This window comes from Methylobacterium sp. AC315 (genome assembly GCF_979253755.1).
This window is the reverse complement of the sequence record NZ_CEEDEA010000022.1, coordinates 1-19,255: the sequence shown is the minus strand read 5'-3', so window position 1 is coordinate 19,255 and position 19,255 is coordinate 1. Positions and strand designations below refer to the sequence as shown.

General features: G+C 71.9%; 19 protein-coding genes. 11 read left to right on the top strand and 8 right to left on the bottom strand.

What is annotated here, in order from left to right:
• Positions 1–134: 134 nt before the first annotated feature.
• Together AC0IY0_RS24320 and AC0IY0_RS24315 are read left to right on the top strand one after the other, a co-directional pair.
• On the top strand, positions 135–1,145 hold the full coding sequence (locus AC0IY0_RS24320) for a transporter (protein ID WP_471765878.1): 1,011 nt from the start codon (positions 135–137) through the stop codon (positions 1,143–1,145).
• Positions 1,146–1,405: 260 nt separating this feature from the next.
• Entirely contained in the window at positions 1,406–1,975 is a 570-nt protein-coding gene (locus tag AC0IY0_RS24315) for a fasciclin domain-containing protein (RefSeq protein ID WP_147857251.1), read from the top strand.
• Between the two features lie 63 nt (positions 1,976–2,038).
• Here AC0IY0_RS24315 and AC0IY0_RS24310 read toward each other — a convergent pair whose 3' ends face one another.
• Positions 2,039–2,806, bottom strand: coding sequence for an anti-sigma factor (locus AC0IY0_RS24310; RefSeq protein WP_147940173.1), 768 nt, complete (start codon positions 2,804–2,806; stop codon positions 2,039–2,041).
• A complete protein-coding gene (locus tag AC0IY0_RS24305; protein WP_419828550.1) occupies positions 2,803–3,408 on the bottom strand; it encodes a sigma-70 family RNA polymerase sigma factor in 606 nt (201 codons plus the stop codon). The genes AC0IY0_RS24310 and AC0IY0_RS24305 overlap by 4 nt, the downstream gene beginning before the upstream one ends.
• 252 nt (positions 3,409–3,660) lie before the next feature.
• Here AC0IY0_RS24305 and AC0IY0_RS24300 point away from each other — a divergent pair, with 252 nt between their 5' ends.
• The 6 genes from AC0IY0_RS24300 (at position 3,661) to AC0IY0_RS24275 (ending at position 8,651) form a co-directional block, all read left to right on the top strand.
• Positions 3,661–4,635 (top strand): S1C family serine protease, encoded by a 975-nt coding sequence (locus tag AC0IY0_RS24300; protein WP_147910470.1) that lies wholly within the window; start codon positions 3,661–3,663, stop codon positions 4,633–4,635.
• A gap of 154 nt (positions 4,636–4,789) precedes the next feature.
• Positions 4,790–5,071 (top strand): GCG_CRPN prefix-to-repeats domain-containing protein, encoded by a 282-nt coding sequence (locus tag AC0IY0_RS24295; RefSeq protein WP_147910471.1) that lies wholly within the window; start codon positions 4,790–4,792, stop codon positions 5,069–5,071.
• 271 nt (positions 5,072–5,342) lie between these two features.
• Positions 5,343–5,489, top strand: coding sequence for a DUF1127 domain-containing protein (locus AC0IY0_RS24290; protein WP_147857367.1), 147 nt, complete (start codon positions 5,343–5,345; stop codon positions 5,487–5,489).
• Between the two features lie 77 nt (positions 5,490–5,566).
• The gene (gene trmFO, locus AC0IY0_RS24285) at positions 5,567–6,994 is read left to right on the top strand and encodes a methylenetetrahydrofolate--tRNA-(uracil(54)-C(5))-methyltransferase (FADH(2)-oxidizing) TrmFO (protein WP_471765875.1); all 1,428 of its coding nucleotides are present in this window, start codon (positions 5,567–5,569) and stop codon (positions 6,992–6,994) included.
• A 163-nt stretch (positions 6,995–7,157) separates the two neighbouring features.
• On the top strand, positions 7,158–8,360 hold the full coding sequence (locus AC0IY0_RS24280; RefSeq protein WP_471765873.1) for a hydantoinase/carbamoylase family amidase: 1,203 nt from the start codon (positions 7,158–7,160) through the stop codon (positions 8,358–8,360).
• A gap of 147 nt (positions 8,361–8,507) precedes the next feature.
• Positions 8,508–8,651, top strand: a complete 144-nt coding sequence (locus AC0IY0_RS24275; RefSeq protein WP_187193614.1) for a hypothetical protein — start codon at positions 8,508–8,510, stop codon at positions 8,649–8,651.
• Positions 8,652–8,654: 3 nt separating this feature from the next.
• Here the strand turns inward: AC0IY0_RS24275 and AC0IY0_RS24270 are convergent, their stop codons facing one another.
• Both AC0IY0_RS24270 and AC0IY0_RS24265 read right to left on the bottom strand, forming a co-directional pair.
• Complete coding sequence (locus AC0IY0_RS24270) at positions 8,655–9,374, bottom strand: CatB-related O-acetyltransferase (protein ID WP_147910474.1); 720 nt, start codon at positions 9,372–9,374, stop codon at positions 8,655–8,657.
• Entirely contained in the window at positions 9,371–13,297 is a 3,927-nt protein-coding gene (locus tag AC0IY0_RS24265) for a glycosyltransferase (protein ID WP_471765871.1), read from the bottom strand. Before AC0IY0_RS24265 ends, AC0IY0_RS24270 begins: the two co-directional genes overlap by 4 nt.
• A 484-nt stretch (positions 13,298–13,781) precedes the next feature.
• Here AC0IY0_RS24265 and AC0IY0_RS24260 point away from each other — a divergent pair, with 484 nt between their 5' ends.
• The gene (locus AC0IY0_RS24260; RefSeq protein ID WP_471765869.1) at positions 13,782–14,696 is read left to right on the top strand and encodes a glycosyltransferase family protein; all 915 of its coding nucleotides are present in this window, start codon (positions 13,782–13,784) and stop codon (positions 14,694–14,696) included.
• Positions 14,693–15,631, top strand: a complete 939-nt coding sequence (locus tag AC0IY0_RS24255; RefSeq protein WP_147941815.1) for a glycosyltransferase family 2 protein — start codon at positions 14,693–14,695, stop codon at positions 15,629–15,631. The genes AC0IY0_RS24260 and AC0IY0_RS24255 overlap by 4 nt, the downstream gene beginning before the upstream one ends.
• On the opposite strand, the gene rutC is transcribed toward AC0IY0_RS24255, so the two are convergent.
• From rutC to rutA, 3 genes are read right to left on the bottom strand one after another with little or no spacing between them, the layout of a single operon-like run.
• Positions 15,632–16,018, bottom strand: coding sequence for a pyrimidine utilization protein C (rutC, locus tag AC0IY0_RS24250; protein WP_147910883.1), 387 nt, complete (start codon positions 16,016–16,018; stop codon positions 15,632–15,634). It abuts the gene before it with no gap.
• Between the two features lie 44 nt (positions 16,019–16,062).
• Complete coding sequence (gene rutB / locus AC0IY0_RS24245) at positions 16,063–16,800, bottom strand: pyrimidine utilization protein B (protein WP_147941817.1); 738 nt, start codon at positions 16,798–16,800, stop codon at positions 16,063–16,065.
• Between the two features lie 16 nt (positions 16,801–16,816).
• Positions 16,817–17,911, bottom strand: coding sequence for a pyrimidine utilization protein A (gene rutA, locus AC0IY0_RS24240; RefSeq protein ID WP_419828551.1), 1,095 nt, complete (start codon positions 17,909–17,911; stop codon positions 16,817–16,819).
• Positions 17,912–18,241: 330 nt separating this feature from the next.
• Here rutA and AC0IY0_RS24235 point away from each other — a divergent pair, with 330 nt between their 5' ends.
• Positions 18,242–18,670 (top strand): DUF4864 domain-containing protein, encoded by a 429-nt coding sequence (locus AC0IY0_RS24235; RefSeq protein ID WP_147910882.1) that lies wholly within the window; start codon positions 18,242–18,244, stop codon positions 18,668–18,670.
• A 48-nt stretch (positions 18,671–18,718) separates the two neighbouring features.
• Here AC0IY0_RS24235 and AC0IY0_RS24230 read toward each other — a convergent pair whose 3' ends face one another.
• The gene (locus tag AC0IY0_RS24230; RefSeq protein ID WP_147910881.1) at positions 18,719–19,207 is read right to left on the bottom strand and encodes a hypothetical protein; all 489 of its coding nucleotides are present in this window, start codon (positions 19,205–19,207) and stop codon (positions 18,719–18,721) included.
• Between the last annotated feature and the right edge of the window lie 48 nt (positions 19,208–19,255).

Sequence of the window (19,255 nt, the reverse complement as noted above, 5' to 3'; positions counted from 1 at the left end):
TTGGCGTTGAGACGGGCGGGCTCCGTGGGGGCGCTCGGCACACCGGAAGTCGGCAGCCGCCAATAGCGAGCAGACCGGCAGGGTAGTGCCGAATGCGGGACGGAAGCCTTGAGACCTTGGGAAGGACAGAAACAATGATGAAGAACTGGCTCGCGGCCGGCGCGGTCGCGCTCACGGTCGGCATGACCTCGACGATCGCTCAGGCGCAGACCACGACCATTCCGGGCGAGCAGGTCGGCCTTGCCACCGGCGCGCCGTTGCCCGAGGGTATCTACGCGCTCAACACCTTCACCTTCCGCCGCCAGGACAATCAGTTCTCGGCTGACACGGCCGTCAACATCCCGGTGCTGGTCTGGTCGACCCCGCTGGTGCCGCTCGGCGGCCGCATCGAGCTGCTCGTCGCCCCCCCGACCGTGTTCGCCTTCACCCGCAACCCGGCTGGCGTGCGCAACAAGGACATCTCGATCAACGTCGGCACCTTCGTCGGCGGCATCTGGGCGTTCGACCTCGGCAACAACTTCGGCGTCAGCTTGCTCGGCGGCGCGTACCTGAACGACCTCAACGGTGATCGCGGCTCGCTCTTCGCCGGCGGTTTCCAAGCCAACCCCACTTCTCGGACGGGCGTCAGCCCGATTGGCACCCCGGTGCTGCCGCAGCTCTCCTCTAACACCTACCGCATGGGCGTCGCTGCCAGTTACACCGGCGACGGCTGGAACATCACCGGTAACCTGACCGCCAACATCTATGACTCGCCCGGCCGTTTCGGCGGTCGTGTTGGCTCCACCCTTGGCGCGTTCTACCTGTCCGACGCCCTGAACTTCGACCTCACCGCGACGAAGAAGTTCGGTAACTTCGAGATCGGTCCCGTCGCCTACGGCACCTACAATTTCGACATCGGCCAGTACAGCGCGGCGGCCGGTAACCGCGGTCGCTTCGCCATCGGCGGCCTGATCGGCTACGACTTCAAGGTCTTCACCGTGCAGGCCTACGTCGCCCGCGACGTCGTGACCGGAGATCAGTACACCACCGCATTCGGCCGCACCCGCAGCAACTACTCCACGGACGGCTGGCTCCGCCTGATCGTGCCGCTGTACTCGCCGGCCCCGGTCTCGCCGGTCCCGACCGCCCTGGTCCGCAAGTACTGATCGACAAGTCCTGATCGAACCGAGATCCGGGTTCCCACCGCGCAGGCGGTGGGGAGCCCGGATCTCCGCCATCCCGTCCGCCAGGACGGCGAACCGCCCGGCCACCGCCGGGCGGTTTTTTCATGCCCGGCCGGACCATGCCCCTGGACCCGGGCGGATATTCAGATCCTGCGAAACCTTTCCGCCCGAGGACCCGTAAGCGGCGACGTAATCCCGGTCCTCGCTCGATCCCGGGATACCTCAGGGAAGGAAACACCAGGATGCTCAACGTTATCGGAGGCCGGCGCGCGGCCCGGGCGGTCGCCCTCGCTCTGACCCTCGGCCTCGGTGCGACCGGCGCGGCCTACGCCAAGAACCCGATGGTCGGCGGCGCGCCGATGTATGCCAGCAAGACGATCGTCGAGAACGCGGTCAACTCCAAGGACCACACCACCCTGGTCGCCGCCGTGAAGGCCGCCGGCCTCGTCGAGACGCTGAGCGGCCCCGGCCCGTTCACGGTGTTCGCGCCCACGAACGCCGCCTTCGCCAAGCTGCCGCCGGGCACCGTCGAGAGCCTGGTGCAGCCCCAGAACAAGCCCACGCTGACCAAGATCCTGACCTACCACGTCGTCCCGGGCGTCTACACCGCGCAGGACCTGGTGGCTTTGGTCAAGAAGGGCGGCGGCCAGGGCCAGCTCACCACGGTCGAGGGCGAGCCGCTCGCCGTGGCGGTGCAGGGCAAGAAGGTCCTGATCACCGACGTGAAGGGCAACACCGCCACGGTGACGATCCCGAACGTGATGCAGTCGAACGGCGTGATCCACGTGATCAACGCCGTGCTGACCCCCTGATCCGGATTCCGTGATCCGACCCACCCGCGGCGCCGCTCCGGCGCTGCGGGTTCCTCACTGTTGCTACTCGGCGATCAGCTTGCCGGTATAGACCACCGGTCCCGTGGGCTGGCCGCTCGGCGAGCCGCCCGGAGGCTCCACGGAGACCGCCAGCACCCCGTCCGGCGCGGCGCCCTGCGGCAGGGTCACCCGGGTCGCACCGCCCCCGACGAGGCCGAGCGGCTTCGGGCCCTCGGCGCCGACATACCACAGCTCCAAGCTCCGGCCCGCGGGCGCCTCGGCCCCGACCGGCCGGACCTGGGCGGTGCCGGTGCGGGTGTCGACGCGCACGATCAGCGCCGGGAGCGCGCCGCCGCCCTGCACCACCGCGAGGTAGCGGCCGCCCTCCGGCTCCGGCCGCAGGCCCACCGCCACGAACAGCGCCAGCCCGGCCGCCAGCAGCCCGGCCCCCGCGGTGGCGATGCGCCAGCGCCGGACCTGCCGCCGCAGATGGGCGAGGGGATCGCGCAGACGGGGATCTTGAGTGACGGGATCGCCGGCGAGGGGATTGCCCCCCTGCGGAGCGGTCGATCCGCCGGGCCCAACCGGGAGCGCGCGCAGCAGCGCCGCCCGCACCCGCGGCGACGGCATCACCGGCGGGATGGCACCGAGCAGGGGCGAGAATCGCCGCTCCCAGGCCTGCACCCGGGCGACAGCGGCGGTATCGGTGGCGAGCGCGAGCGCCATCGCGGCCCGCTCTTCGCGGTCGAGGGTGCCGAGCACGTACTCGGCCGCGCGCAGGTCCGGATCCGAGCCGGGATCCGCGGTCAGGTCGCCTGGCCCGCCGGTCACGTGACCGCCTCCAGGCAGGTCTTCAGCGATGCGAGCGCCCGGTGCAGCCAGGTCTTGATCGTGTTGACCGGCCGGTCGTAGCGCTCGGCCAGCTCGTCGCGGGAGCGGCCCTCGCAATAGGCCAGCACCACGCAATCCCGGTGCGCCGGCTCCAGCCGGCCGAGGCAGGCCCCGAGCGCGTCCCGGTCCAGGAACGCCGCGGCGTCGTCGTGCGGGTCCATCAACCGCGCCACCCAATCCTCTCCGTCATCCCGCACCGGTCCCTGAACCTCGGCGGCCCCCTTCCGGCGCAGGCCGTCGATCGCCCGGTTCCGGGCGATCGTGCACAGCCATGCGAGCGGGCGTCCGGCCTCGGGGTCGTAGCTCCCGGCCGCCTGCCAGATCCGCAGATACGCGTCTTGCAGGACGTCCTCGGCGAGCGACCGATCGCGTTGGATACGCAGGATCACGCCGAAGAGTTTCGGGCTGGTCAGGTCGTAGAGTTCGGCCAGGGCGGCCGCCTCGCCGCGCCCGATCTCGAACAGCAGCCGGCGCAGCCGCGCATCGTCGGCGCCATGAAGGCCCGGCGGCACCCGGTCCTGAGTCGCCCCCGCGGCAAAGATCGGTCCGGCCAAGATCCGTTCCTGCGTCCGCGCGCCGTTCCCCTGCCGGTCGCGCTCCCGTAAGATAGCTCTAAGCGCCCCCGCGTGTCCTGTCACATCGCCGGCCCGCACCGGATCGCGGACGTGTCGTCGGCTGCCGATCCGCGCGCGGCGCCGCGCCACGGGTGTCGCAGGCCGTGGCGACAGCCTATCTTAGTCTGATTTCGCGCATCCGGCGGTGCCGGAGCAGAGCGAACGAGTCGAAGGAATCTCATGGCGACGCAGGGCGAGTGGAAGATCCCCGCGCAGGCCCAGCCCAGGCCTGCGGATTACGGCTACGATCTCGATCGGGCGCTCTCGTCGGTGCTCGCCCTCTCGGCGCGGGTGCCCGAGAGCGCCTTCACGGCCGAGACCCTCGGCACCGAGCGCGCCGGCAACGGCGTGGTGATCCGGGAAGACGGGCTGGTGCTCACGGTCGGCTACCTCGTCACGGAGGCGGAGAGCGTCTGGCTCACCACCCGGGAGGGCCGCTCCGTGCAGGGCCACGTGCTCGGCTTCGATGCCGCCACCGGCTTCGGCCTGGTCCAGGCCCTGGGCGATCTCGGCGTCCCGGCCCTGCCGCTCGGCCAGTCGGCCGGCCTGAAGACCGGCGACCGGGCCGTGGTGGCGGGGGCGGGCGGGCGCCAGCGCTGCGTCGCCGTCGAGGTCGTCGCCCGGCAGGAATTCGCCGGGTACTGGGAGTATGTCCTCGACGAGGCCCTGTTCACCGCCCCGGCCCACCCCCATTGGGGCGGCACCGCGCTGATCGGCGCGCAGGGCGAGCTGCTCGGCATCGGCTCCCTGCAATTGCAGCAGGGCGGCAGCAGCAATGCCCGCCCGATCAACATGGTGGTGCCGATCGACCTGCTGCCGCCGATCCTCGACGACCTGGCCACGCGCGGGCGCGCCAACCGGCCGCCGCGGCCCTGGCTCGGCCTCTACGCCACCGAGAGCGAGGAGGGCATCGTGGTCATGGGCCTCGCCGACGGCGGCCCGGCCGAGACCGGAGGCCTGCGCGGCGGCGACGTGATCGAGGCGGTGGCCGGCGAGCCGATCCCGGACCTCGCCGCCCTGTTCCGCAGCATCTGGGCGCTGGGCGAGGCCGGCGTCCGCGTCCCGCTCACCGTGCGCCGCGACGGGCGCAGCGTGAAGCTCGCCCTGGTCTCGGCCGACCGGGAGCGGTTCCTGCGCACGCCCTCGCTGCACTGAAGGCGCGGTGCGGGAAACCGTCTCCGCCGGGGCCGCGTTTCCCGGGCGCGGAGCCTGCACCGGATACAACCACAGGCTCAGCATCCGTTCAGGCGGCGCGGCCGAGTCTCCCCCGACCGGCACCGATCCGCCGGACGTTTCGAGGAGATCTGTCATGGCGATTCTGAGCGCATCGCGCGCGAAGGCACTCGTTGTGGCCGCCGCGATCGCCGGCGGCCTCGGGCTCGCGGGCTCCGCCCAGGCGGCGGGCGGCTGCGGCCCGGGCTTCCACCCGAATCCCTGGGGCCTCTGCCGCCCGAACTGGGGTCCCCGCCCCTATTACGGGCGCCGGCCGGTCTATTATGGCGGCTACGTCCGCCCGCGTCCCTTCTACCGCCCCTATGGCCGCCCGTTCTACCGGCCCAACGGCTTCTACGGCCCGCGCCCGTTCTACTGAGCGCCGCCTCCGTTTTGCGCTGCGAAGGGCGCCCCGCCGGCCGGCGGGGCGCCCTTCGCGCGTTCAGACCGGGTCTCCGCATGCGCACAAAGAATGACCAGCCGGGAAGGTTGCCGGTTTCTTAATCCGCGTATGCGGCCCACGCAGACCAGATCCTTGGCCTTTCGACTCCTGCTGCGCCGCGGGAGGTTTATATGTGCGTTGCACCAACAAGAGGCAGCGATGCGCAACGGCGCGCCACTCACTGCCCGAACAGAGGTCAATACACTCCATGTCCGCCGCTCGTAGCGTCCTGGGTCGCGTCCGCGCCTATCTCCGGTACCGCGACACCGTCTCCCAGCTGTCCCGCCTCTCGGATCGCGACCTTGCCGATCTCGGCATCAACCGTAGCGAGATCCACGGCATCGCCCGCGTCTGATCTCCTGAACCATCGCGATTCGATTCAAAGGACCGCCGCCCGTTGATCCGGGCGACGGTCCTTCGCTATTCTGGGATATGACACAGACCCTACACATCGTCGGCGGCGGCCTGGCGGGATCCGAGGCGGCCTGGCAGGTGGCCGAGGCCGGCCATCGCGCCGTGATCCACGAGATGCGGCCGGTCCGCGGCACCGAGGCCCACCAGACCGACGGCCTGGCCGAGCTCGTCTGCTCGAACTCGTTCCGGTCGGACGACCCGGAGAGCAACGCCGTCGGGCTGCTCCATCAGGAGATGCGCTCCTTGAGCTCGCTGATCATGCGGGCGGCCGACGCGAACCAGGTGCCGGCAGGGGGCGCCCTGGCGGTGGATCGCGAAGGCTTCTCCGCCACGGTGACCCGGGCCCTCGAGGAGCATCCCAACGTCACGATCGCGCGCGGCGAGGTCGAGGGCCTGCCGCCGGAGGAGTGGGGGCCCTGCATCGTCGCCACCGGCCCGCTGACCGCCCCGGCGCTGGCCGAGGGCATCCGGGCGCTCACCGGCGCCGAGTCGCTCGCCTTCTTCGACGCCATCGCGCCGATCGTGCACCGCGACTCGATCGACATGGACGTGGCGTGGTTCCAGTCCCGCTACGACAAGCCCGGTCCCGGCGGCACCGGGGCCGACTATCTCAACTGCCCGATGGACCGGGCGCAGTACGACGCCTTCGTGGCCGCCCTGGTGGCGGGGGACAAGATCGGGTTCCAGCAGTGGGAGGGGACGCCGTATTTCGACGGCTGCCTGCCGATCGAGGTGATGGCCGAGCGCGGCCCCGAGACCCTGCGGCACGGCCCGATGAAGCCCGTGGGGCTCACCAACCCGCGCGACCCGCAGGTCAAGGCCTGCGCGATCGTGCAGCTGCGCCAGGACAACGCGCTGGGCACCCTCTACAACATGGTCGGCTTCCAGACGAAGCTGACCTATGCCGAGCAGGTCCGGATCTTCCGCACGATTCCCGGCCTGGAGCGGGCCGAGTTCGCCCGGCTCGGCGGCCTGCACCGCAACACCTATCTCGACAGTCCGCGCCTCTTGGACGCCACCCTCCGGCTGAAGGCCCGGCCGGCCTTGCGCTTCGCCGGCCAGATCACCGGCTGCGAGGGCTATGTCGAGAGTGCCTCGGTCGGGCTGATGGCGGGGCGCTTCGCGGTGGCCGAGGCGGCGGGCCGGCCGCTCAGCCCCCTGCCCCAGACCACGGCGCTCGGCGCCCTCATCGCCCACATCACCGGCGGCCATGTCGGGGCCGACGGCGAGGTCAACGCGCCGCGCTCGTTCCAGCCGATGAACGTCAATTTCGGCCTGTTCCCGCCGCTCGCCCAGGCCCCCCGCAACGAGACCGGCCGCCGCCTGCGCGGCCCGGAGAAAGCCGTGCTGAAGAAGCGGGCGCTCACCGACCGCGCCCGGGCCGACCTCGCCGCCTGGATGGCCGGCGCCCCCGTGGCGGATTGGCGGCTGGCGGCGGCCGAGTAGCGCGGCACGTCATGGTTTCGAAAGGTCTGTGACCTTTCGCGGGTGCAGGGCAGAGCCCTGCTGTCGGGCTCCGCCCCGACACCCCGCCAAAGGGCTCGCCCTTTGGAAACCCACAGGCGCGCATGGCGCTTGCACCGCCCGTGCGTTCAGCCCCGGGGACCGCATGACCGAGATCGATACCGAAACCTTCCTGGCCGACCTCTACGCCCTGCGCGCGATCGGCCGGTTCCGCACCGGCGTCCACCGGCCGACCTTCTCGCCCCAGGACATGGACTCGCGCCGCTGGCTGATGGCCCGTCTGGAGGCCTGCGGGCTGGAGGCGTCGATCGACGGGATCGGCAACGTGCTCGGGCGCCATCGCGGGCCCGGACCCCACCTCCTGGTCGGCAGCCACATCGAGACCCAGAACGAGGCCGGTTGGCTCGACGGGGCGCTGGGCGTGGTCGCCGGGTTGGCCCTGGCCCGGGCCGGGCTGCCCGTCGACGTTGTCGCCTTCGCGGACGAGGAGGGGCACTTCTCCGGCGGCTTCCTGGGCAGCCGCTCGGCGATCGGCGACCTCGCCGAGGCCGAGATCGACGCCGCCTACAACCGCACCGACGGCACGCCGCTCCGCGCGGCCCTCGAAGCCGCCGGGCTCGCCGGATTGCCGCGGCTGCGGATCGACCCGGCCCGCTACCGGGGCTTCCTGGAACTGCATATCGAGCAGGGGACGCAGCTCGAATCCGCCGGCCTGCATCTCGGCGTGGTCAGCGGTATCGTGGCGATCTGGCAATTCCGGATCGTGTTCGACGGCAACCAGGACCATGCCGGCGGCACCACCATGGCCGAGCGCCGGGATGCGGGGCTCTCGGCGATACGCCTGCTCGCGGCGATCGACCGGGAATTCCCGAAACTCTGCGGCCCGCGCAGCACCTGGACCACGGGGCGGATCACCCTGGATCCCGGCGGCTACAGCATCATCCCGGGCCGGGCCGAGGTGGCGTTCCAGTTCCGCGACGTATCGATGCCGGTGCTGGAGCGGATGGAAGCCTGCCTCGAGGCACTGGTGCGCGAATCCAACCGGCGCGAGCGCTGCCCCGCCACGCTCACGGTCCTGTCCAAGGCCGTTCCCGCCCCCTGCGACCCGGGCCTGATGCGGGCCCTCTCCGAGGCTGCCGAGCAGGTCTGTCCCGGCCACTGGCAGGTGATGCCCTCGGGCGCCGGCCACGACGCCCAGAACATCGCCCGGATCCTCCCGGCCGCGATGCTGTTCGTCCCGTCGATCGGCGGCATCAGCCATCATTGGGCGGAGGATACCAGCGACGCGGACCTGGCCTTTGGCGTGCGCGCGCTCGGCGCGGCGGCGGCGCGGGTGCTGGCGGGGTGAGGCTGCTGTCGCGCAGGACGGCGACAAGCGCCGCGTCCTCGTCGGGCGCTTGTGGCGGAGCGAGGGCCGGCCAGCGTCGGCCCTCCACCATCGAAGCAACGCTCCCCGCGCCCAACCGTTGACCCGCATCGATGCCGGAGGGCGGCCATGCGGATTCGCAAGGAAGCGACCTATGACGGGGTGTGGACCGTGTTCGTCGGCGACGGGCTCTGCTTCAGCGACCTGAGCGAGCCGGCCGCCGACGCGCTGGTGGCGGCGTTCGCACAGCGGTTCGCCGACGCGGAAGCGTGAGCCTCAGGCGCCCGGGATCAGCGACTGGATCGGGATCAGGTCCGGGCGGTATTCCTGCATCCCGCCGGCGATCCGTTCTTCCACGGCGTCGAGGAATTTCTCGGGGTCGGTGATCGAGCACTGGCGCAGGTCCCAGAAGGCGTAGCGCCACCAGCGCACCGCCAGGTAGCGCTCGATCAGCGCGTCGGGGAAGCGCATCTTCACCACCCGGGCCGGGCTGCCGGCCACGATCGCGTAGGGCGGCACGTCCTTGGTCACCACCGCCATGGCGCCGATGATCGCCCCGTCGCCGATGGTGATGTCGGGCATCAGGAAGGCGCCGTGGCCGATATAGACGTCGTTGCCGATGCGCACGCGCTTGGGCCACAGGTAGGGCCCGCAGATCTCGTAATCCTCGGCGCGCGGATCGTGGTGGTCGAACACCGCCGAATGGTGCGTGTAGAACAGCGGCGAGGTCGAGCCGCAATGCACCGGGTGGCTGCCGCGCCCGACCTGGACGCTCTCGCCGATCGAGCAGTAGCGGGCGATGTCGGCGCCGAAATAGTAGCCGCTCACCGCGTACGAGAACGCCCCCATGGTGAGGCAGTAATCGATCCCCATCCACTTGATGCTGCACGGCGGCTCGAAGGTACAATCCTCCGGCAGGCCGAACGGAGCCGGATGCAGCACCGAGATGCCGCGCCGCAGCATCTCCTGCTTCATGTCCTCGTTGACGGAGATCATGCGGCGTCCTCGTCGAGTGGGTTTTGCGCCCCGGCCGGATTCAGGTCCAGGACGTAGTAGTCGCGCATCAGGTCGTCGTATTCGGCCGCCTGGATCGGCACCGAAAGCTCTCCGCCGGGGGAGACGTCGATCGCCAGCAGCCGGTCGTTGAAGGCGCCCGGATCGTTAGCCAAGGCGTAGGGCAGGCCATGGCCGTTCGGGTAGGCGCGCAGCCGGTCGCCCTGGGCGCCGAGGTCGAAGGCCGCCACCGGCAGGCCGGTCCGCAGCCCGAGCGTCAGGGCGTACGAGTAGGTCTCCGGCCAGATCGCCGGCAGCAGGATCAGGTCGGCCGCAACCCGCCCGACGAGATCCAGCGCCTCGGCGTCGCCGGCATAGCGGCCGGTCTGGGTCACCCCGGCCCGCTCCAGGCCGCCCGTGAGCGCGGGATCGGTGTAGCCCACGATCGCGAAGCGCAGCGGCAGCTTGCGGTCCTGCGCGTCGGTCGCCAGCGCCTGGAGGAACAGGCCGCCCTTGGTGGCGCTGATCGCGCCGAGCACCGCGACCCGGCGCACGCGGCCCGGCCGGCGCAGGGCGGTGGAGCGCACGCTCCGGTCGTGCTCGACATGCGGCCGCACCGTGATCGCCAGCTCCGGATACACCGCCCCGATCCGCCCCGCCGTGTCGGCCGATGGCGCGAACACCCGCGCCGCCCCGGCCAGGAACCGCCCGAACACGGCCCGGCGCTCCGCAGGATCGGGCTCCTCGTAGCCGTCCGCGTCCGAGGCCAGGCAGTCCCGGCACACGGGCACCGGCGCCAGGCCGCAATAGCGCCCGTCCGGCATCACCAGGTGGTTGCGGTGGCAGACCGGCGAGAAGTCGTGCAGCGTCCAGGCGTAGGGCCGCCCCGAGCCGGCGACCAGATCCATCAGGGGGCGCGCTGCATTCCAGCGCAGGCCCGCCAGCGAGTGCACGTGGATCAAGAGCGGCGCCAGCTGCTCCACGAAGGCGGAGACCGCCTCGGCGTCGCGGGGCAGGTACAGGCTGTCCAGGTTCGGCAGGTACACGAACTCCCGGCTGCGGTACGAGACGTTGACCTGGATGTTGCGGGCCCGGTCGACCGAGAGCAGCACCACGGCCACGCCCTCGGCTTTCAGCCGGGCGATCATGTCGTCGATGTGCCGCTGGATGCCGCCACCCCAGCTGTGGGTCACGAACAGCACCGCCCGGCCGCGGAAGTGCCGGGCCAGCCGGTACAGGTCGAGCCGCGCCCGGCCGCGCCGGCCCGGATCGGCCTGGACGAACTGGCCGACCAAAGCCGGGTAGTCCGGGTGCTTGGCGAGCAAGGCCGCCTGGCCCTGGTCGTACTCGCCGCCCGGATCGAGCCCGAACGAGATCTGCCCGGCATGGTAGACGTACACGTCCTCGGCCAGCAGGTTGGAGAACCCCGCCTTGCGGGCGCGCATGCACCAGTCGTTCTCCTCGCCGTAGCCCTTGCCGAAGGCGACCGCATCGAGGGTGCCGACGGCATCGAGCGCGGCGGCGGTCATGTATAGGCAGAAGCCGACCCCGGTGGGCACCTCGACCGAGCGGCCGCGGTTGAGCGCCTTGGCGGCCTGGTCGAGCTCGGGCCGGGAGATCTCCAGCGCCATGGCGTTGTTGGCGTTGAACTTCGGGTAGCTGCAGATCGTGGCGTTGCTGGACAGCGGCGTGACGCTGCCGACCGGCGGGCGGCCCTCCGTCTCGGCGGCCTCGGCGTGGGCGACCAGCCGGTCGAGCCAGTCGCCGAACACCTCGGCATCGGAGTTGAGCAGGACCACGGCGCGGCCCTGGCGCAGGGACAGCCCGCGGTTGACCGAGCGCACGAAGCCGAGGTTGTCTGGGTTTTCGACGAGGTGGAACAGGCCGCGGCCGGCCAGCTCGGCGAGCTCCGCGGTCAGCTGCGGATCGGGGGACCGGTCGTTGACCGCGAGCAGGGTGAACGGGGTTTTTTGCGGAGCCGAGAGGCAGGCGTGGATGGCGCGCAGGGTCTCGCCGCGGCCCTTGTAGACCGGCATGATCACGACGACCCGGGCCTGGGCGAAGGTGAGCGCGCGGGGCAGGCCGTCCCAGTCCCGCGGCTCGGGCGCCTCCATGGCCGGCCAGCTGCCGAGATCCTCCGGGCAGCCCATCAGCCCGGCGGCCCGGCCGGTGCGGACGTAGTGCAGGAACGGCGGTTCGCCCGGCGCGAACAGGTGGCCGTAGGTCTCCGCGTAGAAGGCGATCGAGAAGGCCTTGCTGGGGTCGCGGCCCTCGTGCTGGCCGTAGGCGACGAAATGGGCGAGTGGGCCGCCCGCCGCGCCGGCGACATCGGGATTGCGCTTCGCGTAGAACGCGGCGTCGAAGAAGGGCTCGATCAGCCGGGCCTGTTCCGCCAGGGCGTCCGCCTCGGAGGGCGCCGGGCCGTAATGCGGATCGAATGTCCCGGCCGCGATGTCGACGCCGTGCAGCAGCGCCGTGGCGAGGTGGTGGACGAGGGGCGCGATCCCGGTCTCCCGCACCCAGGGATGCGCGTCGAGATAGGCCTGGCCGTTGAAGTCGGCGCGCGGGTTGCGGCCGTCCCGCCAGCCGGCGTCGCAATAATCGCGGATCGCGTCGGCGTCCTCCGCCAGGCCGTAGCGCTGCCGGTAGAAGGCATGGTCGAAATGGAGCGCCGCCAGCCCGGCCTGCAGGTCCAGGGACGCCCTCCGGTCCAGGGACGCCGGCCGGTCCAGGGGCTTCCGGCTGACCGCGCCGAGCCAGAGCGTGTCCTCCACGGGCGGACGCGCCGGGCGCAGGCCGCAGACGCGCAGCAGCGCGTCGAGCGTCGACCGGCCCGGGCCGGGATCGCGCAGCTCCCGCCAGCCGCTTGTGGCGAAGTGGAGGTAGGGGCCGGCCTCCCCCACATCCGCGTAGGTCGCCCGGTACCAGGCCTCGTCCACGGCCGGGACGTTCAACCTGTCCGGGCCCGCGAACGGCTTTTTCCCCGCGAGCCGGGTCTCGGCCACGTACCGGAAGAACGGGTCGCCGATCACTGCCCGGCTGCCGGCGCGCGCCTGCACGAAGCCGGCTGGGTCGAAATCCTGGCGCGGGCTGCGCAGCGCACGCCAGCCGCCGGCCACGTAGGCCCGCATCAGCTCCGCGTCGGAGCCCTCCTCCGGCTCGTCCAGCCCTTGGCGAAAATAGGCGGCGTCGAAGTAGGGCGCGAGCGCCTCGGCCTGAAGCGCGAAAAGATCCTTGGGCTCGAGCCGGGCCGGGCCGCCGTGCAGGACGTAGTGCACCAGCGGGTTCTGGGTCGCGTAGGAGATGTTTCGGGTTAGGCAGTAGGCCAGGGTGTCGAAATGCGGCGACGGCTCGCGGCCCTCGCGCCAGCCGGACGCCATGTAGTGGCCGGCCGGATCGACGCCGGCGGCCTGCAGGTCGGGGTTGTTGGCGAGGTAGAACGCGCTGTCCACAAGGCGGCGGGCCAGGCGCTCGGCCTGCCCGGTGTCGGGCCTGGGCAGGGCGCCGCCTTTAGCGCGCTGCGCCGTCACCCAGTGCAGGAACGGGTTGATGCCGGCGGCGGCCAGATACGGCCGCGCGGCGAGGTAGTCGTCGGTCGAGAAGTCGGGCCGCGGATCCCGGCCCGCGCGCCAGCCGACCGTGAAGTAGTCGCGCACGGGATCGACCGTGATGCCGTACCAGCTCGCGTAGAAGCCCGTATCGACATGCGGCTCCAGCGCCGCGACCAGGCGCGTCTCGAGGGTGTCGCCGGCTCCGGCCTCGGCGTCGGCCCAGCGGGCCTGCAGCGCGCCGGGCCGGCCCAGCGGGTCGCTGATCTGGCGCCAGCCGAGGCGCAGGACGCGCGCGGACTCCGTGACGCCGCGCGCGACCGGCCGGCCGAGGCGGCGCTTGAACCGCCCGAGGGTCGGGGGCAAACCGAGGCGCATCTCAGGGCTCTGCGGGGGTATGGTCGCCGCGCGCCGTCACGAGGCGCGGCATCCGTCGGCCGCCTTCGGGGTCGACGCGGTCGAGGCGCTGGTCTCGGATCGGATCATGGTCGGCAGCGTCGGGGGCGTGCGAGGCGCGGAGGCGGGCCGCGCATTCTTCGCCCGTCGAACTAACGGAACCGGCCGAGTCCGTAAACCATGGGCCGGCCCGTCCTCGGCCTGCGCGGCCGCGTGATCCGGCCTGGCCGCTTGTCGGGGACCGGGGTCCGCGATATCGAAGCGGCCCTTGATCCAACGCGCTCGCTGATGCCGTACCGGTCTCCACGTCGGCGGCGCGCGCTCTCTCGAGACCGGATCGACGCCATGCGCCGCCTCGCCGGCTTTCCAGTCCGGCCCCCCCGCTCGATCAATGCCGACCCGCGGGGCCCTCGACGCCGGGCAGACCTTCGCAGTGGAGCGGGCGTGCGCGGCCGGAGCCCGGCCCGTGCCTGATCCAGGACTGGACCGCCTCGCGCTCGGCATCACCCTGTTCCGGCCGAGCCGGGACCAGGTGGACCGGGTGCTGGCGCACGCCGCGTTGGGATCCACCCGGGTGATCGCCTTCGACGATGGCGGCCTGGCGGATGCGGACGCGGAGCGCCTGGCCCGGGCCGGCGTCGCCGTGCTGTCGGCGGGGCGCAATGTCGGTATCGCCGAGGCGCTCAACCGGATCGCCGCATCGGCCCGGGCGGGCGGCGCCGAGGCCCTGCTGCTGCTCGACCAGGATGCCGAGCCGCCCGCCGGGCTGGCCGCGGCGCTGCTCGCCGCCCGCGACCGGCTCCGGGAGGCCGCGATTCCGGTCGCCGTCGTGGGGCCGGCCCCCGCGCCGGCCGCCGGCCACAAGGCGCCGTCCTACCCGGCCCGCCCCGGCGCGCCGGCCTGCGGCACCCTCCCTCCAGCCTGCGGCGCCCTCGCTCCGGTGCAGTTCCTGGCGACCTCCGGCTCGCTCATCGACCTCGACGCCCTCGCCCGGGTCGGGCCGTTCCGCGCCGACTTCTTCATCGACGGCGTCGAGCTGGAATGGTGCTTTCGCGCCTGGAGCCTGGGCTGGGGCTGCTACCTCGCCCGGGACGTCGCGATCCCCCACCGGGTCGGCGGCGGGGTGATCCGCGGCCTCGGGATCGCGATGCCGCGCCAGCCCCTGTTCCGGATGGCGACCTACCTGCGCAACGCGGTCTATGCCTGGCGCCTGCCGCACGTGCCCCTGCGCTGGAAGCTCGCGCAGGCCGCCTACCTGCCGCTCCAGGCCGGGCTGTATTGGGCGGATTCGGGCTGGCGGCCCGCCGTGCTGCTGCGGCTGCTCGGAGCCGCCCGCGACGGCGCCCTCGGGCGTCTCGGGCCCCCGCGGGATCGCGTATGACACAGCGCCCGATCCTCGACGTGGTGATCGTCAACTGGAACGGCGGCGCCCTGCTCGGCGCCTGCCTGGCGAGCCTTGCGGCCGTCCAGGAGGCCGCCGCCGTGCAGGTCATCGTGGTGGACAACGCCTCCCGGGACGGCTCGGCGGACGACCTGCCCGCCCTGCCCCGCCCGCTCCGGCTGATCCGCAACGCCGAGAATCGCGGCTTCGGCCGGGCCTGCGACCAGGGCGCCGCCGCCGGGGAGGCCCCCGCGATCCTGTTCCTCAACCCGGACACGCAGGTCGCCCCCGACGCGCTCCGGGTGGCCCTGGACGCCCTGTCGGCCGACCCGCGCACCGGGATCGTCGGCGCCCGGCTGGTCGATCCGGACGGCCGGACTGCGCGCTCCTGCGCCCGGGCGCCCACGGGTCTCGGCCTGCTCGGCCGCGCCCTCGCACTCGACCGGCTGGGACTCGTGCGGCCGCATTTTCTGGTCGAATGGGACCATGCCGACGACCGCGCCGTCGGGCAGGTGATGGGTGCGTTCCTGATGATCCGCCGGGACCTGTTCGCGGCGCTCGGCGGCTTCGACCCCCGCTTCTTCGTCTACTGGGAGGATGCCGACCTCTGCACCCGCGCCCGCGCCGCCGGCTTCGCGGTGCGGCACGTGGCCGGTGCGGTCGCCCACCATGTCGGCCAGGGCACGACCCGGCAGGTGCGGGCCCGCCGGCTGTTCTACGTCCTGCGCAGCCAGATCCTGTATGCGCACAAGCATCACGGCCGTGTCGCGGCCCTCGCCCTCACGCTGGCGAGTTTTGGCGCGCAGGTGCCGCTGCGGCTTCTCCTGGCTCTTGCCCGCCGCTCGCCGCAAGAGGCCGCGGAGGTGCTGCGCGCGGCCGGACTTTTGGCCGCCGCCCTGCCCGGCCTCGCGCCGCAGCTTCTTCGGGGTCGTTGATCAGCGGCCGATATGGGCCACCGAGGCGATCTCCACGAGGGCGTCGGGTTTCACCAGGCCGCACTGGATGCAGTAGCGCGCCGGCTTCTCGCCCGGGAAATACGCCGCGTAGACCGCGTTGATCGCCGCGTAATCGGCCCAGTCCTTGAGGAAGACGTGGTTGAAGGTCACGTCGTCCATCGTGCCGCCCGCGGCCTCGACCACGCCCTTGATCGTTTCCAGCACGTGCCGGGCCTGGGCGCCCGCGTCGCCGACATGGACGACGTTGGCGTCGGCATCGAGCGGCAGCGTGCCCGAGACGTACAGCACCCCGTCGGCCAGGGTGCCGGGCACGTAGGGGGCGAGCGGCTTGCCCGACCCCGGCGGGATGACGACCTGCTTCGGCATTGTTTCGGGACTTTCGCGGTGCGGGTTCGGGGATTGCGGGCGGTCTATTCGGCGGCGGCGCGTGTCTGCGCGCTCAGCGCCGTCTCGAACGAAGCCACGTCCGAGACCCATCCGAAGAAGGTCTCGATGTTGGCGAGCGCCCCCTCGTGCAGGCTCCGCGGGCCTGCCTGGTGGGTGGCGTCGGCGAGCACAATTCCAAAATACTCCCGGTGGTAGCCGTCCCGCAGGGTCGACTCGACGCAGACATTGGTGGCGATGCCGGTGAAGACCAGCGTGTTCACCCCCCGGGCCCGCAGCATGCTGTCGAGCGGCGTGTTGTAGAAGCCGCTGTAGCGCGGCTTGCCCAGCACGATGTCGCCGGGCTCCGGCTTCAGGGCATCGACCAGGGCGTAGTCCCACGAGCCCTTGGCCAGGAGCTGCGCGTTCATCTCGGGCCGCCGCCGCATGGTCTTGAGGGCGTTGGACTTGTGCCAGTTCGGCGAGCCCGGGCCGCCGGCCTCGACATAGTCCGGGTCCCAGCCGTTCTGGAACCACAGGATCCGGATGCCCGCCGCCCGGGCGGCGGCCACCGCCCGGGCGATCCGGGCGATGACCGGGCCGGTGCCCGACACGTCGAAGCCCGCGAGGTCGAGATAGCCGCCCGGGCTCGCGTAGGCGTTCTGCACGTCCACGACGATCAGCGCGGTCGCGGCCGGGTCGAAGGCGATCGGCTCGGGCCGGGCCGGCAGGATCACGCCGCCGTGGCGGCCCTGGGGATCGTGGAATCCGGCTTGCAAATCCATCACGCCACTTCTCTCGTCACGCCACGTCTCGGAGCGGTGCCGGCACCACGTGCCGGCGGGACCGCATCAGCGGCTGGATCCGGGTCCCGAACGCGTCGAGGCCGGTCAGGAAGTCGTCGAACACCAGCAGCACGCCCTCGACGCCGTCGATCGTCATGATCGTGTCCAGCATCGCGGCCACCTGGGCGTAGCTGCCCACCAGGGTGCCCATGTTGAGGTTCACCGCGGAGGTCGGGTCGGCGAGCTGGCGGACGTTCGTGTCGCTGCCGGATTTGGTGTCGGCCGCGCCCTGGAGGCCGAGCCAGGCGATCGCCTCGGTATCGGCGCCGGCCTTGTAATGCGCCCAGGTCGCCATCGCGGCGGCGTCGGTCTCGTCGGCGATGATCATGAACAGCGCGTAGGCGGTCACGCGCCGCCCGGTCCTGGCGCTGGCCTCGGCCAGCCGCTCCACCACGGGGGCGAACGCGGTGGGCGTGTTGAGGCCTTTCCCCAAGCAGAAATTGTAGTCGGCGTAGCGGGCCGTGAAATCCAGGCCGGCCCCGCTCTGGCCGGCGCAGATGATCTTCATCGGCGCCTGCGGGCGGGGGCTCAGGCGGCAATCGTTCATCTGGAAATACGTGCCCTTGAGGTCGCTGGCACCCGTCTCCCACAGCTCGCGCAGAACCTGAGCATACTCTGCCAAGTAGTCGTATCGTTTCGCGAAATACGCCTCGCCGGGCCACAGGCCCATCTGGTCGTATTCCGGCTTCTGCCAGCCGGTGACGAGGTTCAGGCCGAAGCGGCCGTCCGAGATCGAATCGATCGTCGCGGCCATGCGGGCGGTGATCGCCGGCGGCATGCACAGGGTCGCCGCCGTGGCGAACAGCTTGATCCGGGTGGTGATCGCGGCCAGCCCCGCCATCAGGGTGAACGACTCGAGGTTGTGGTCCCAGAACTCGGTCTTGCCGCCGAAGCCGCGCAGCTTGATCATCGACAGGGCGAAATCCAGGCCGTGCGCCTCCGCCTTGAGGGTGACCTGCTTGTTGAGCGCGAAGCTCGGCCGGTATTGCGGGGCGTTCTCCGACAGCAGCCAGCCGTTGTTGCCGATCGGGATGAACACCCCGACGCTCATCGGGGCGACGTCCCCGGCCGGCACGGTGTCGGGAAGAGGCACGGGAACGGTCTCGGCGTCCACCTGGCTCTGCACCATCGCCCTCTCCTTCGCTCGGCCGAGCCCCGCAGGGCTTGAGTCGGTCGAGCGGACGCTCGCAAAACCTGGGCACAGAAGCAAACCCGTGCGCCGGGATGAGGCGGAAAATGCCTCTCTTTCCAGCGGCTTGCACAACCAGCGCGCGATATCTGCACATCCTGCGCGCGCGGTGCTTGCCGACCGCCGGGGCCCGTCTAGATGTTCTGTCGGCTCAGGGGTCTCGTGGGAGGCGCCCGATCGGAGTGACCGTCGATGCGCGCGTGGCTCGCCCTCCTGCTGCTCCCCCTCCTGGTGCTCCCCGGCGTCGCGGGGCCGGCGGCGGCCGATGACGGCGCCCGGACGGAGGCGCGGGCGGTGATCACCCGGCAGGTCGAGGCGCTCGGGCGCGACGACGCGCCGACCGCCTACGCCCAGGCGGCCCCGGCGATCCGGGAGATGTTCCCGAACGCCGACCTGTTCATCGGCATGGTGCGCAACCAGTACCGCCCGGTCTACCGCCACCGCAGCTTCGTGTTCGGCGAGGGCCGGGACACCGGGGAGGCGGGCGTGGTGCAGTCGGTGGCGATCCAGGACGAGTACGGCGTCGACTGGACCGCCGAGTACAGCCTCGCCCGGGACGCCGATGGGACGTGGCGCATCACCGGCTGCCGCCTGATCAAGGCGCCGGGCACAAGTGCCTGACGGGCTTCTGGCGGGCGCCCGGACCCGCGCCCGCGCGTCCGCCGACCTTTACGCGGCCAGCGCCACGGCCTTCCGGATCGTCCCGTCGAGCGCGACGTGGACCGTGTGGCGCACGCCGTCCTTTGCGCCCTGCAGCTCGAAATGCCTGGGCTTCCGCTCCGGCGCGCCGGCGACCGCGTAGCCCGCGGCCTCCGCGGCCCGGACCGCCAGGGCGGGATCGGCCACCGGATGGCCGTGACCCTCCGTCTTGGCGGCGCCCGTCTTGCGGGCGTCCTTCTTGGAGGCGTCCTTTTCGGGCCAGTCGATCGTGCGGGTCGAGCCGTCCGCAAGCGTAAGGCGGGTGACCTTGATCTCGGAGGGCTTGCGCGTGCCCCGCAGCGAGACCCGGTCGCCGGCCGCCAGGACGATCCCGGCGGCGCCCTTCGGGCCGAGATCCGCCAGGATCCGCCCCCCGGCCCCGTCGAGGGCGAAGCGGTGCCCGAACACCGCCCAGACGGTGCCGGCGGCGTCGAACGGTTCGGTCTGCGTATCGGTCATGGCGTTGATCCTGTTCCTGTTTCCGTGTCGGGGGGGGGGGGGGGGGGG

Bases quoted from the DNA above. Each gene is read 5' to 3' on its own strand.
- AC0IY0_RS24320 (WP_471765878.1), top strand. From the start codon at position 135: ATGATGAAGAACTGGCTCGCGGCCGGCGCGGTCGCGCTCACGGTCGGC.
- AC0IY0_RS24315 (WP_147857251.1), top strand. From the start codon at position 1,406: ATGCTCAACGTTATCGGAGGCCGGCGCGCGGCCCGGGCGGTCGCCCTC.
- AC0IY0_RS24300 (WP_147910470.1), top strand. From the start codon at position 3,661: ATGGCGACGCAGGGCGAGTGGAAGATCCCCGCGCAGGCCCAGCCCAGG.
- AC0IY0_RS24295 (WP_147910471.1), top strand. From the start codon at position 4,790: ATGGCGATTCTGAGCGCATCGCGCGCGAAGGCACTCGTTGTGGCCGCC.
- AC0IY0_RS24290 (WP_147857367.1), top strand. From the start codon at position 5,343: ATGTCCGCCGCTCGTAGCGTCCTGGGTCGCGTCCGCGCCTATCTCCGG.
- trmFO (WP_471765875.1), top strand. From the start codon at position 5,567: ATGACACAGACCCTACACATCGTCGGCGGCGGCCTGGCGGGATCCGAG.
- AC0IY0_RS24280 (WP_471765873.1), top strand. From the start codon at position 7,158: ATGACCGAGATCGATACCGAAACCTTCCTGGCCGACCTCTACGCCCTG.
- AC0IY0_RS24275 (WP_187193614.1), top strand. From the start codon at position 8,508: ATGCGGATTCGCAAGGAAGCGACCTATGACGGGGTGTGGACCGTGTTC.
- AC0IY0_RS24270 (WP_147910474.1), bottom strand. From the start codon at position 9,374: ATGATCTCCGTCAACGAGGACATGAAGCAGGAGATGCTGCGGCGCGGC.
- AC0IY0_RS24265 (WP_471765871.1), bottom strand. From the start codon at position 13,297: ATGCGCCTCGGTTTGCCCCCGACCCTCGGGCGGTTCAAGCGCCGCCTC.
- AC0IY0_RS24255 (WP_147941815.1), top strand. From the start codon at position 14,693: ATGACACAGCGCCCGATCCTCGACGTGGTGATCGTCAACTGGAACGGC.
- rutC (WP_147910883.1), bottom strand. From the start codon at position 16,018: ATGCCGAAGCAGGTCGTCATCCCGCCGGGGTCGGGCAAGCCGCTCGCC.
- rutB (WP_147941817.1), bottom strand. From the start codon at position 16,800: ATGGATTTGCAAGCCGGATTCCACGATCCCCAGGGCCGCCACGGCGGC.
- rutA (WP_419828551.1), bottom strand. From the start codon at position 17,911: ATGAGCGTCGGGGTGTTCATCCCGATCGGCAACAACGGCTGGCTGCTG.
- AC0IY0_RS24235 (WP_147910882.1), top strand. From the start codon at position 18,242: ATGCGCGCGTGGCTCGCCCTCCTGCTGCTCCCCCTCCTGGTGCTCCCC.
- AC0IY0_RS24230 (WP_147910881.1), bottom strand. From the start codon at position 19,207: ATGACCGATACGCAGACCGAACCGTTCGACGCCGCCGGCACCGTCTGG.